This is a genomic window from Flagellimonas sp. (genome assembly GCF_965215805.1).
In the GTDB taxonomy this organism is placed as follows: domain Bacteria; phylum Bacteroidota; class Bacteroidia; order Flavobacteriales; family Flavobacteriaceae; genus Flagellimonas.
On the sequence record NZ_OZ244124.1, the window covers coordinates 3,094,160 to 3,106,774 of the forward strand.

The 12,615-nt window shown below is 40.8% G+C and carries 8 protein-coding genes; 4 read left to right on the forward strand and 4 right to left on the reverse strand.

Going from position 1 to position 12,615, the window contains the following annotated elements:
• The first annotated feature begins 18 nt into the window (after positions 1-18).
• Genes ACOOE0_RS13650 through ACOOE0_RS13660 form a run of 3 tightly spaced genes read left to right on the forward strand, consistent with a single transcriptional unit; the run spans position 19 to position 5,179 of the window.
• Positions 19-2,451 carry a YfhO family protein gene (locus tag ACOOE0_RS13650; RefSeq protein WP_420399457.1) on the forward strand — a complete coding sequence of 811 codons (2,433 nt, stop codon included), beginning with the start codon at positions 19-21 and terminating at the stop codon, positions 2,449-2,451.
• On the forward strand, positions 2,451-3,734 hold the full coding sequence (locus ACOOE0_RS13655; protein ID WP_420399458.1) for a glycosyl transferase family 1: 1,284 nt from the start codon (positions 2,451-2,453) through the stop codon (positions 3,732-3,734). The genes ACOOE0_RS13650 and ACOOE0_RS13655 overlap by 1 nt, the downstream gene beginning before the upstream one ends.
• Positions 3,719-5,179, forward strand: coding sequence for a lipopolysaccharide biosynthesis protein (locus ACOOE0_RS13660; RefSeq protein ID WP_420399459.1), 1,461 nt, complete (start codon positions 3,719-3,721; stop codon positions 5,177-5,179). The genes ACOOE0_RS13655 and ACOOE0_RS13660 overlap by 16 nt, the downstream gene beginning before the upstream one ends.
• A gap of 49 nt (positions 5,180-5,228) precedes the next feature.
• Here ACOOE0_RS13660 and ACOOE0_RS13665 read toward each other — a convergent pair whose 3' ends face one another.
• From ACOOE0_RS13665 to uvrA, 3 genes are all read right to left on the reverse strand, one after another.
• Positions 5,229-6,521, reverse strand: coding sequence for a hypothetical protein (locus ACOOE0_RS13665; RefSeq protein WP_420399460.1), 1,293 nt, complete (start codon positions 6,519-6,521; stop codon positions 5,229-5,231).
• Positions 6,522-6,688: 167 nt separating this feature from the next.
• Positions 6,689-7,738: a T9SS type A sorting domain-containing protein gene (locus ACOOE0_RS13670; protein ID WP_420399461.1), complete on the reverse strand. Its 1,050-nt coding sequence runs from the start codon at positions 7,736-7,738 to the stop codon at positions 6,689-6,691.
• 355 nt (positions 7,739-8,093) lie between these two features.
• Positions 8,094-10,871, reverse strand: coding sequence for an excinuclease ABC subunit UvrA (gene uvrA, locus ACOOE0_RS13675; RefSeq protein WP_420399462.1), 2,778 nt, complete (start codon positions 10,869-10,871; stop codon positions 8,094-8,096).
• Positions 10,872-11,120: 249 nt separating this feature from the next.
• Between uvrA and ACOOE0_RS13680 the strand changes: the two genes are divergently transcribed.
• Positions 11,121-11,702 (forward strand): RNA polymerase sigma factor, encoded by a 582-nt coding sequence (locus ACOOE0_RS13680; protein ID WP_138832656.1) that lies wholly within the window; start codon positions 11,121-11,123, stop codon positions 11,700-11,702.
• Positions 11,703-11,950: 248 nt separating this feature from the next.
• On the opposite strand, the gene ACOOE0_RS13685 is transcribed toward ACOOE0_RS13680, so the two are convergent.
• Entirely contained in the window at positions 11,951-12,613 is a 663-nt protein-coding gene (locus ACOOE0_RS13685; protein ID WP_420399463.1) for an endonuclease III domain-containing protein, read from the reverse strand.
• Positions 12,614-12,615 lie beyond the last annotated feature (2 nt).

A 12,615-nucleotide genomic window follows, 5' to 3' on the forward strand; every position in this document is an offset into this window, starting at 1 on the left:
TCTTTTCAAAATCAATCCATGAACCTTTCCGTAAAAGCGCTAAGCACCCATATTTGTGTCGTAGCATTCTTTATCCTTGCATCCCTGGTCTATTTTTACCCAGTGCTTCAGGGCAAGGCTATTTTCCAGTCAGATATTGCCCAATACAACGGCATGGCCAAGGAACGTAATGATTACAAAGCGTTGACCGGGGAGGAATCCTATTGGACCAATAGCGCTTTTGGAGGCATGCCGACTTATCAACTTGGGGCGAATTATCCGCACGATTACATTAAAAAGTTGGATCGGCTGATTCGTTTTCTCCCAAGACCTGCCGACTATCTGTTTCTGTACCTTATTGGATTCTATATTTTGATGCTTTGCCTTAAAGTCGAGTATCGATTGGCCATATTAGGCGCACTGGCGTTTGGTTTTTCCACCTATATGATTATCATCCTGGGGGTGGGGCATAATGCCAAAGCGCATGCACTGGGATATATTCCCATGGTTTTGGGCGGGATAGTGCTCGTCTTTCGAAAGAAGTACCTGTTGGGCTTTATTTTAACGTCACTGGCCATGGCCTTGGAGATAAATGCCAATCACTACCAAATGACCTATTATTTTATGTTATTGGTATTGATTTTGGGCTTGGTACAGTTGGTTTATGCCATCAAGGACAAAAAACTAAAACATTTCTTTGCCTCTGTCGGGATTTTGATTGGTGCTGTTGCGCTGTCCATTGCCACTAACGCCACTGGACTTTTGGCTACCAAGGAATATGCGGACTGGAGTACCAGGGGAAAATCGGAATTGACCATTAACCCTGATGGCAGCCCAAAAGTGGCCACCTCTGGATTGGACTACGACTACATAACCCAATACAGTTATGGTATTGCTGAATCTCTTAATCTGTTTTCTCCGCGATTGTTCGGAGGTTCAGGAAACGAGGATTTGGGTTCCAAATCCAAAGCCTTCGAATATTTGACCGACCAAGGACTTTCCCCAACCAAGGCATTGGAGTTTTCCAGTGGGATGCCATTGTATTGGGGTGACCAACCCATTGTGGCTGCGCCAGCCTATGTAGGGGCCATAATTTTCTTTCTCTTTGTTTTGGGCTTGATTGTGGTTAAAGGCAAGAAGAAGTGGTGGTTATTGTCCGGGGTTGTTTTGTCCTTGCTGCTTTCATGGGGAAAGAACTTTCCGGCTTTGACACAGTTTATGGTGGATTACTTTCCGTTGTACAACAAATTTAGGGCGGTTTCTTCCATTCAAGTGGTTTTGGAACTGTGCATGCCTGTGATGGGGATACTGGGTATTCGGGAGTTGTTCAGAAATTCTATGAAATCCAAGGAGAAGATTCGTTCGCTAAAATTGGCCTTCTTTATTAGCTTGGGACTTACGGTCTTCATTTTTTTATTGAAGGGCTTCTTTGATTTTGAAGGACTACGGGACGAGACGTATCGCGGGTATTTTGGAGATGAATTAATGACCATGATACAACGTGATCGTGAAGCAGTCTATATTAGTGATACCATTCGCTCTTTGATTTATGTGTTGTTGGCGGCTACCGTATTATGGTTCTTTATCAAAGATAAAATAGGAAAGAACTTGATGGCAATTGCTTTAGGTGCCTTGATTTTATTTGATTTGATAGGGGTGGACGTAAGGTATGTCAATGAGGGAGATTTTGTGCGCCAACGCCGTGTGGCAACACCATTCCAAGCCAGCCAGATTGACCAAATGATCCAACAAGATGATTCCGTCTATCGGGTGTTTGATCCGCAAGAAGGACTGAATGGAGCCAGAACATCTTACTTTCACAATTCCATTGGTGGGTACCACGCTGCCAAGCCCAGACAATTACAAGATTTGTTTGAACACCATCTGTACCAAAACAATCTGCAGGTGCTGAACATGCTCAATGTAAAGTACATCATCCAGCAGGATGAAGAAGGGGGTAGTTTTCCTGCCATAAACGATGATGCCAATGGAAATGCTTGGTTTGTTGGAAAAATAAAACCAGTTGGTTCAGCCAATGAAGAGATTCAGGGGTTGGTAGATTTTGATTCCAAGGAAGAGGCTATTGTAAATACCAAAGCCTATCCCACAGTTACCAAACTGAATTTTGAACTGGATTCATTGGCCTCAATAACCCTTGTTGACCATCGCCCCAATGTGATCAAGTATCAAACAAATAATGTAAATGATGGGTTTGCTGTTTTTTCGGAAATGCACTATCCCCTGGGTTGGAATGCATTTGTTGATGGAAAGTTGGAACCCCATTATAAAGTAAATTATGCGCTAAGAGGGATGAAGGTTCCTGCTGGGGAGCACACCATAGAATTTAAGTTTGAACCTACAGTTGTTCAGATGGGGAGTCAAATTGCATTGGCAAGCAATATTTTATTGGGATTGATCATCATTGGTGGACTTGGGTTTTCACTCAGACCTAAAAAATCCAAAAAGGAATAATGCGCAAAGTCTTGGTCATAGCTTATTATTGGCCGCCTGCGGGTGGGCCAGGGGTACAGCGTTGGCTGAAATTTGTTAAGTACTTCCAAGATTTTGATATTGAACCTATAGTTTATGTTCCGGAAAATCCGCATTATCCTTTGGTGGATGAAAATTTACTTTCGGAAGTGCGGAAAGATGTTCAGGTTCTAAAGCGACCCATTAAGGAACCCTATGCGTGGGCATCCCTATTGTCCAAAAAGAAAACCAAAACCATTAGTTCTGGAATCATCCCAGAGAAAAAGCCGTCGTCTCTAGAAAAAATCTTGCTTTGGATTCGGGGAAACCTATTTATTCCAGATGCGCGAAAGTACTGGGTAAATCCCTCGGTCAAATTTCTTTCAGGGATTATTCAAAAAGAAGGAATTGAAACCATAATCACTACGGGTCCCCCGCACAGCCTACATTTGATTGGATTGGAACTGAAAAAGAAGGCGAACATTCAATGGATATCGGATTTCCGTGATCCATGGACCACCATTGGGTATCACAATAAGCTTCGGTTGACCAAAAGTTCCCAGAAAAAACACAAAGATTTGGAAAAGAAGGTTTTGACAAACTCGGACAAGATTGTGGTCACCAGCAGGACTACCCAATTGGAATTTGAAGCTATAACCGACCGACCCATTAAGGTGATCACCAACGGGTTTGATGAAGTATTGCGACCTTTGGAATTGGACTCCAAGTTCACCATCTCACATTTGGGCTCGCTACTAACAGGAAGGAACCCAAATGTGCTCTGGAAAGTGCTACAAGAACTGGTCAACGAACGACCAGAATTTGCAAAACAATTGAGCATACAGTTAGCGGGTGTAGTAGGGGAGGAAGTTTGGGAATCCATTGGCAAGCACGGCTTGCAGTCTTATACAAATCAATTGGGATATCTACCCCATGAACAAGTAGTGGAAGTTCAGCAAAAGTCGCAGTTATTATTGTTGTTGGAAATAGCATCCGAAGAAACCAAAGGAATTATTCCAGGAAAATTATTTGAATACCTGAACGCGAAAAGGCCCATTTTGGCCTTGGGACCCAAGGATTGGGAAGCGGGGAGGATAGTACAGGAAACAAAAGCGGGAATCTCTTTATCCGCTGCTGATGCCCCAGGATTAAAAAATGTACTTTTGGATTGGTTTGAACAATTTGAAAAAGGCGCATTGAGCGCCAATTCCATAGGAATTGAAAAATTCCACCGCCGGGAATTGACCAAAGAGCTGGTAAACTTTATTGTATGGGAATCGTCTTAAAACAGACAGTAACAAATACCATCACAACCTTTATTGGGTTTGGGTTTGGGGCCCTAAACACCCTTTTTCTCTACACCAATATTCTTGAACCTGCCTATTACGGGCTGGTTACCTTTATTTTGGCCTCTGGTGCTATCCTAATGCCCATAATGTCTGCAGGGGCGCATAATTCTATGGTCAAATTTTATAGTGCCCAGGACGACAAAGACAAAAATGGATTTCTGACGCTAATTCTTTTGGCGCCCTTAATGATCATTTTGCCCTTGACCTTATTGGTCTGGCTATTTTATGACAACATTGGGGATTTTCTTTCCATGCAGAATTCCTTGGTCAAGGATTATATCTGGTATTTGTTTTTGGTAGGATTGTCGCTGGCCTATTTTGAGGTGTTCTATGCTTGGGGCAAGGTTCATTTGAAGTCCGTTTTTGGAAATTTCTTAAAAGAAGTTTTTGCCAGGGTTTGCGCCACCGTATTGTTGGTGTTATTGTATCTGGAAATTATCTCTCTTGACTTTTTTTACCAAGCCCTTGTTGGAGTCTACTTGCTACGTACCCTTATGATGAAACTGTATGCATATTCCCTGCAACGCCCCGTTCTTAATTTCAATTTCCCGAAGGAGACCAAACAGATACTGGGCTATGGTTTGTTAATGGTTCTAGGCGGGTCTGTAGCCTTAATTCTGCTCGAGATTGATAAGGTCATGATCAATCAGTTTAGAACATTGGATCAGGTGGCGTATTATGGAGTTGCCATTTACATTGCTACTAGCATTATTGTACCTACAAGGGCCATGCATCAAATAACCTATCCGATGACCGCCAGTTATTTGAATTATGGGAATACCTTTGAGCTGGAAAACTTGTATAAAAAGACTTCCCTGACTTCCTTTATTGCTTCTGGAATCCTCTTTGTTTTGATCGTGCTCAACCTAAACGATTTGTATTTGATGATTCCAGAGGAATACCGAGATGGATTTTTCATTGTATTTCTTATTGGTCTGGCCAAGGTTTTTGATTCTTTATTGGGTAATATCACCGCAATACTCTACTATTCAAAATACTACAAATGGGTATTGACCGTGGGGATTTGTTTTGCATTGGCGACCATCTTGCTCAATTTATGGTTGATTCCCATTTACGGAATTGAAGGTGCGGCCATGGCGAGTTTCATAGCTATTTTCCTTTTTAATCTCTCCAAGTTGATTTTTGTAAAACTCAAATTTGGAATGCTACCGATGACGGCAGCCACCTTTAAGGTGTTTGCCACCCTTCTGCTAATTGGAGCGTTGTTTGGAATGCTCCAGTTCCCATTTCATCCCTTGGTCAATATTGGGTTGAAGTCGGCTTTGGTTATTGCCATGTATTTGGGAATTCTTTTTCGTTTTAACATATCTGAGGAAGTGTCCGGGGTTTTGGCCAAGTGGTTGAAACGAAAAACCCCGTAGCGAATAAATCCAACTACGGGGTAACAACTAACCAACCTAAAAACTATCTTTATTGCACTCTTCTGGAGCTTCTTGTCCTAGTGCCTGTATTGTTACTTCTTCTTGAATTGGTATTCCCTGAACTTTTGCGTACCGTTGTTTTGGTACTTCTGCTTACGGTTCTTTTGGGAGCACTGCTTCTGCTTGTCACTGACCTGCTAGTACTTTTTCTAGCCTGAGGCTTTCTATAGCTATTATTTGTGCTACGTGAAACCGTTCTCTTTTGAACATTGTTCCTACTGGTTACCGACCTGTTGTTGTTTCTGGTCTGTGGTTTCCTATAGGTAGTGCTTGTGCTACGCGTAACCGTTCTACTTTTTGGTGTAGAAGTGACCTCTCTCTTAGTGACTGTACGGCTGTTTGGCCTTTTGGTCACCTGTCTTTGGGTTACAGTTCTTCCTTCATTGTTTCTTCGAACACTATTACTGTTTCTATAGTTGCCCTGCTTTATGGAGCGATCAACACCGGTACCTCTTTTAACGCTTCTATTGGAACGACTTACCGTATTGTTTTTTCTGTAATCGTTGTTTCTATAATCGTTTCTACCAGTATATCTGTTGCTTCTACCATAGTCGGCTCCATCTCTTCGTACATGGTTACGTCTGGTAACCCGCTTGTCATTTCTATAGATATTACCTCTTTTATAGTTTCTGTCATTGTATCGATCATGTCTAAAAACCTTCCCTCTATGGGCATAACTTCTTCTATAGTTGTGTCTGTAAGGTCTATAGTAGGTATACCTAATAGGTCTATAATACCTTCTATAAGGTCTTGTGTATACATTACAGAATCCAACGGAAGGTCTGATAAAATACCTGTGGAAAGGTCTGTATACATAGTGTCTGTTATAGATATTGATATATCCAGTATAGTGACTAAAAACTCCACCGTTGTAAAAGATGTTCAATCCACCAACTCGTCTTACACGACCGTTTCTGTACCATACGTCCACACCACCAATTTGTGATACACGACCGTAATAGTCATAATAAATGGGGATGTTCTCTACCTGAACTACAGCACCATAATCGTCATACTGTACAAAAGGATTGTAGTTATATCCCGAATTGAAGGTTACGCCCACATTTCCAATTCGGGCACCTATACCCACATTTACTTGATTGTCGATATAGAAATCGAACTCGCCATCTGGGTAAACTGAAAAAGTCACCCCATTTTCGACAAAGATGAATGAGTTCCCGTAACGATACGCATTTGTAACAAAGGCTGTATCCTCTTTGGCTGCCTGGATGTTTGGAACACCCAAAAGCACTGCTGCTATAATGAGTACTAACTTTTTCATACTATAGGGTTTTAAATTCTGAATGCAACTATTTACATTCTGTATAGCATGAACCAAACAGCGTGCCAAAAAATATTGGATTAGCGTAACTAACTGAAAATTAACTATATAAAATTGAGTTAATTTCTTTTTTTGCTTTGAGGAGTATTAAAGTGCAACAGCCAAAACTATAGAACCATTAATTTTTTAACTGTTGCATGCACCCCGTCTGTGTGATGGGCAACTACATAGTATAAACCTGCGGGGAGGAGACTGATATCATATTCCTCTTGAGAAGATCTAAAGGTGGTAACAAGATTCCCGGTAGCCTCATAGATTTCTATTTTATAGAACTCAATTTCGGAATCAATACGAAAGACTCCTCTTGCGGGGTTGGGGTAGAGGGCAACTCGGGTTGGTTCATCCACCACCCTGGGATCATCTTCGGAACCTTCCTCTTCCTCTAGATTATCGTCGTCGGTATCTTCTACTTCTTCTACTTCATCTTCTGATTCATCTTCTTCATCTTCTGATTCATCTTCTTTATCTTCTTCTTCCTCTTCGTCATCGAATAGGTCTGGACAATATGGTGGCTCCTCAACAACTGGATTATTACCGGAAATATCTGTGTAAAGCGCAAATTCTAAACTGCAGAGGTTTAATTTTTGTAGTTTCTCGTGGCCATGAATAGATAGATGCTTGGCTACCGATTTTAATGAGGGTGCATTGATTTCAATCAAATTGATATTCGAATGAAAGTAAAAATTGTCGCCTGTTGATTCAAGTTTAGGGGTATTAAATTCCAACAATTTTGGATTATGTACAAAATGAATATCCCTGCCGGTTTTTATTAATCCTGTGAAATTTACAATTTCCAATTTGGGATTTGAATAAAAAGAGATGGTACCTAATGCACTTTTTAAACCTGGGGCATTGATTTTCCGAAAATCTGGACTTTCCCAGATATAGATACTTCCTCTTATACTATCTAAAACTTTGAAATCAAGTTCTACTAAATTTTTGGATGATTCGGCTAAAATATCCCCATCAATGTAAGTTAAATTCGGAAAAATAATTTTGGTTGGAACCTCAAAATCAAAATTGCTATAATTTACATTTTCTAGACTGTCAGCTAAAACTTCGATGATTTTTACATCGTTTGTAAGGATGGAGCTGTTTCCATTTGAAAATACTGTGGTACAGGTAAGAATCAGAATCAAAAAAGTAATTTTTCTCATAAGCATATTTTAAGTGTTTCTAAAAGATTTGGGATAAAACTATCCGCAACTTAAAAGTATGGTGGCGGGTTGCTTAAAATGTGCCTGATTTGATGAATGACCCTTTTGAATTGATGGATGGGGTGATTTTGGTAATGGATTTGATTAAGAGCAGGATGCTGGAGGCTTGGTGTTGGATGTCAGTGAACAGTGAACAGTGAACAGTGAACAGTAAACAATTAACAATTAGCAATGTTCAATTTTTGGTTGGGAATTTTTAATGCTGAATGATTTCAGAATCTAAAATTTAGCATTCAACATTTAGAATAAAGAACTCTTAAGTCTTGAGTCTTGGGTCTTGGTTCTTGAACTTTGTTCAGATTTTCTCCCTTAAATATTTCGCAGTAACGGACTTTTTGTTTTGTGCCAATTCCTCAGGAGTGCCTTCGGCAACCAGGTTACCCCCATTTTCCCCACCTTCTGGGCCAAGGTCAATAATGTAGTCCGCACATTTGATCAATTCAATGTTGTGTTCTATCACCAGAACAGAATGACCTTTACGAATGAGTTCATCAAAAGACTTCAGCAGCTTTTTAATGTCGTGGAAATGGAGTCCCGTTGTAGGTTCATCAAAGATGAAAAGCGCTTTTTCCTTGGTGTTCCCCTTTACTAGAAAGGATGCCAGTTTGATACGCTGTGCCTCACCCCCGGATAGGGTAGAAGAAGACTGCCCCAAAGTCACATATCCCAATCCTACATCCTGCAGTGGCTGTAGTTTGCCTACAATTTTATCTTGTTTGAAGGCCTTAAAATGGTCAATGGCCTCATCTATGGTAAGGCTTAGAATATCATGAATGCTCTTTCCCTCAAACTGGACTTCCAGAATCTCTTTTTTGAATCGTTTACCGCCACAGACATCGCACTCCAAATGTACATCGGCCATGAATTGCATTTCTACTGTGATTTCTCCCTCTCCCTTACATTTTTCACATCGACCCCCATCCACATTAAAAGAAAAATGTTTGGCCTGATATCCTCTTAGCTTGCTCAGTTTTTGCGAAGCAAAGAGACTTCGGATATCATCATAAGCCTTTATGTAGGTTACCGGATTGGAGCGGGAGGAACGCCCGATTGGGTTTTGATCTACAAATTCCACATGTTTGACATGCGCATACTTTCCTTCGATTTTGGTGAACTGCCCAGCCTTTTCACCATAGCCGCCCACCTCCTTGAGTATGGACGGGTACAGGATTTTCTTTACCAAGGTACTTTTTCCGCTTCCAGAAACCCCTGTAACCACGGTAAGCATGTTCAAAGGAAAGGTAACATCTATGTTTTTTAGGTTGTTTTCTCTTGCTCCAACAATTTGGATGTAATTTTTGGAATTCCTTCGGTCAATTGGCACTTCAATCTCTTTGGTGCCATTTAAATAATCAGCGGTGAGGGAATTGGCCTTTAGTATATGGTCTAAACTTCCGGTGGCCACTACTTCACCTCCCAAGGTTCCTGCTTCGGGGCCAATATCGATAACCTCATCGGCGGCCTTCATAATGTCCTCATCATGTTCCACCACGATTACCGTATTCCCCAAATCCCGAAGGGATAGCAAGACTTCTATTAAGTTTTCGGTGTCTTTGGGATGCAGGCCAATACTAGGTTCGTCCAAAATATACATGGAACCCACCAAACTACTACCCAGGGAGGTTGCCAAATTAATGCGTTGACTTTCTCCACCAGATAGGCTATTGGATTTGCGATTCAAGGTGAGGTAGCTTAATCCCACCTTACTTAAAAAATCCAGTCGCGTAGTGATTTCCTTTAGTAAACGTTTGGCAATTTTATTGTCGTGCTCGGATAATTGTAGCTGTTCAAAAAAGGGAGCCAGCTTTTTAATGGGTTGTTCTATCAAATCTGAAATGGAATGCCCGCCCACTTTGACATAATCTGCTTCCTTCCGAAGTCTTTTGCCCTTGCAAACAGTACACTTGGTCTTACCTCGATATCGGGACAGCATTACCCTGTTCTGGATTTTATAGCTTTTTTCCTCCAACATTTGGAAAAAACCATGGAGTCCCGTGAAGTGCTCGTTCCCGTCCCAGACCAGTTGTTTTTGTTCTTCGGAAAGTTCAAACCAGGGTTTGTGAATGGGAAATTCAAATTTGTATGCGGAATTGACCAATTGGTCTCTGTACCAGGACATGCTTTCGCCACGCCAAGGAAAAATGGCATTTTCGTAAACGGATAGGGCGGTATTGGGAATCACCAAATCGGCATCAATACCGATAACGTCCCCATAACCCTCACATTTGGGGCATGCACCATAGGGATTGTTGAAACTGAACAAATGTACATTGGGTTCCAAGAATTTCATTCCATCCAGCTCAAATTGATTGCTGAACATTTTGGTTTTCCCACTTTCCAAGTTTTCTATGGCGCATTGTCCCTTGCCTTCAAAATAGGCATTGTCCACTGCGTTGGCCAAACGGTTGTAAAAATCCTCATCATCCTTAACAATGACACGATCTACGACCAAATCAAATTCCCGACCTATATTTTCGGGAACCTGATCAATCCGAAGCACTTCTCCTTGGTATTTAATACGGGCATAACCCTGTTTGGAAAAAAGTTCCAGGGATTTTAGCGGTTCCCTATCTTCCTTAATTATTATTGGTGCCAACAGCAAAAGCTTGGTTCCTTCTGCCAACGGCTTTATATAATCAATGACATCGGTTACCGTATTTTTTTTGACCTCTTTACCGGAAATGGGAGATATGGTCTTGCCGATACGCGCAAACAATAGTTTTAGGTAGTCATAGATTTCGGTGGTGGTACCTACCGTAGATCTAGGGTTGGTTGAATTCACTTTTTGCTCAATGGCAATGGCAGGGGCTATACCTTTTATATAATCCACTTTGGGTTTGTCCAATTTGCCCAAAAATTGTCTGGCATAGGATGACAAGCTTTCCACATAGCGTCTTTGACCTTCAGCATATAGGGTATCAAAGGCCAAACTGGATTTTCCAGAACCCGAGAGTCCTGTGATCACTACCAGTTTGTTTCTGGGAATAACAACATCTATATTCTTAAGGTTGTGGAGTTTGGCACCTTTTATGATGATGTTTTTCTTGGGATCTATATGGTCAACCGCTGTCATATGTTAAAATTTGAGACCCAAAGATACGGTACAAGGTACTTAATACGTATATTGCATGAGTTAACATCGGAAAAAGCCCAAATCACAACATTGTTTTTTCGCGGGCATACTGTTTTTCTATATTTGGTATGTAATTAAAACGCTGATAGGCCTATACAGAAATAATTACTTTTTTAAAATTAAGCTAATAACTCTCAGCCCTTCTTAGGAAAAGGAAGGCTGGCGATTATAACCAAAAAAGTAATTTGTATGGAACTACAGATTGATGACTCGATATTAGTCAAGGATTACATTGCCGGAAACGAAAAGGCCCTTGAGACCTTAATCAACAGGCATAACCAAAGAATTTCCAGTTTTATTTATTCTAAAGTATTGGACAGGGATGTTGCAGAGGACATCTTCCAGGATACGTTCATTAAAGTAATCAAGACCCTTAAAAGAGGTTCCTATAGTGAGGAAGGTAAATTTTTGCCATGGGTTATGCGAATTGCCCATAACCTGATTATAGACCACTTTAGAAAGAACAAAAGGATGCCCAAGTTCGAGGGGAGCGATGATTTCAACATCTTTTCTGTCATCAAGGATGAGAAGCTCAACGCTGAAAAACAAATTATCAAGGATCAGATAGATAGTGATCTTACCCTTTTGATCGAGGAATTGCCTGAAGATCAGAAAGAGGTTTTGATGATGCGCATCTATAAGGATATGAGCTTTAAGGAAATCTCTGAAAACACTGGTGTAAGCATTAATACCGCTCTTGGTAGGATGCGATATGCACTGATCAACCTGAGAAAAATTGTAGAACGGAACAATATCGTTTTAACGAATTAATCTGCATTCCATCGAAGACGACAATATTTCAATTCTAGCGGCGTTATCTAATTGTAACATTAATGCTAGAATATGGAAAACGTTTACTCTGAAGAACAAGAAACCGTAAAGTCGGTAAAAGCTAGACGAGAAACCATTGATTTCTTATTGAGCTATTCAAAATCAATTAAAGTAGTTGATTACAAAAAACACAAGTTTGAAGTTACTTTGAACTAAGTGATTGAAAAACAAGTCAAAAAGAGCCGCAATTAGCGGCTCTTTTTGGTTTTATGATATTCGTCCAAAACAGATTTTCTTCCTATTGTTTTGGTAATTATATCTTTTTCCAAATCCCAACCCCGTGCAGGGGAGTACTCCCTTCCATACCAAATGATCTGCAGATGCAACCGATTCCAGATTTCTTTAGGAAAAAGCCGTTTGGCATCCCGTTCCGTTTGCACCACATTTTTACCATTGCTAAATCCCCATCTGTACATTAATCTATGGATGTGGGTATCCACTGGAAATGCAGGAATCCCAAATGCTTGGGAAACCACAACGCTTGCCGTTTTGTGTCCCACGGCAGGTAATTCTTCCAATAGGGCCATGTCCCTAGGCACTTTTCCATTGTACTTTTCAATTAGGATTTGGGACAATCCATGTATACCTTTGGACTTCATTGGGGAAAGCCCCACGGGTTTAATCATTTCCCTAATTTCATCCACAGACAGTTTAACCATGTCATAAGGATTGTCCGCCTTGGCGAACAACAGTGGTGTAATTTGGTTGACCCTTACGTCTGTACTTTGTGCGGACATCAGCACCGCGATAAGAAGGGTATATGGATCTTTGTGATCTAGCGGAATGGGAATAGTTGGATATAGCTCATCCAGGGTGCGGATGGCAAAATTGACTTTTTCTAGTTTAGTCATTT

Bases quoted from the DNA above. Each gene is read 5' to 3' on its own strand.
- ACOOE0_RS13655 (WP_420399458.1), top strand. From the start codon at position 2,451: ATGCGCAAAGTCTTGGTCATAGCTTATTATTGGCCGCCTGCGGGTGGG.
- ACOOE0_RS13685 (WP_420399463.1), bottom strand. From the start codon at position 12,613: ATGACTAAACTAGAAAAAGTCAATTTTGCCATCCGCACCCTGGATGAG.
- ACOOE0_RS13650 (WP_420399457.1), top strand. From the start codon at position 19: ATGAACCTTTCCGTAAAAGCGCTAAGCACCCATATTTGTGTCGTAGCA.
- ACOOE0_RS13680 (WP_138832656.1), top strand. From the start codon at position 11,121: ATGGAACTACAGATTGATGACTCGATATTAGTCAAGGATTACATTGCC.
- ACOOE0_RS13660 (WP_420399459.1), top strand. From the start codon at position 3,719: ATGGGAATCGTCTTAAAACAGACAGTAACAAATACCATCACAACCTTT.
- ACOOE0_RS13665 (WP_420399460.1), bottom strand. From the start codon at position 6,521: ATGAAAAAGTTAGTACTCATTATAGCAGCAGTGCTTTTGGGTGTTCCA.
- uvrA (WP_420399462.1), bottom strand. From the start codon at position 10,871: ATGACAGCGGTTGACCATATAGATCCCAAGAAAAACATCATCATAAAA.
- ACOOE0_RS13670 (WP_420399461.1), bottom strand. From the start codon at position 7,738: ATGAGAAAAATTACTTTTTTGATTCTGATTCTTACCTGTACCACAGTA.